At 55.4% G+C, this 509-nt stretch carries 1 rRNA gene; it reads left to right on the top strand.

The window, feature by feature from the left end:
- Positions 1–509: ribosomal RNA gene (locus tag IEY87_RS45340) — 23S ribosomal RNA — on the top strand; the annotation flags it as partial.

Here is a 509-nt window from a genome sequence, read left to right on the forward strand (position 1 = left end):
CCCGTGTGGGGGAGCCGTAGCGAAAGCGAGTCTGAATAGGGCGTTTGAGTCGCATGCTGTAGACCCGAAGCGGAGTGATCTACGCATGGGCAGGTTGAAGCTCAGGTAAGACTGGGTGGAGGACCGAACCCACCAGGGTTGAAAACCTGGGGGATGACCTGTGTGTAGGGGTGAAAGGCCAATCAAACTCCGTGATAGCTGGTTCTCCCCGAAATGCATTTAGGTGCAGCGTCACGTGTTTCTTGCCGGAGGTAGAGCACTGGATGGCTAATGGGCCCGACAAGGTTACTGACGTCAGCCAAACTCCGAATGCCGGTAAGTGAGAGCGTGGCAGTGAGACTGCGGGCGATAAGGTTCGTAGTCGAGAGGGAAACAGCCCAGATCACCGACTAAGGCCCCTAAGCGTGTGCTAAGTGGGAAAGGATGTGGAGTCGCAGAGACAACCAGGAGGTTGGCTTAGAAGCAGCCACCCTTGAAAGAGTGCGTAATAGCTCACTGGTCAAGTGATT

The organism is Nonomuraea glycinis (genome assembly GCF_014646515.1).
In the GTDB taxonomy this organism is placed as follows: Bacteria; Actinomycetota; Actinomycetes; order Streptosporangiales; family Streptosporangiaceae; genus Nonomuraea; species Nonomuraea glycinis.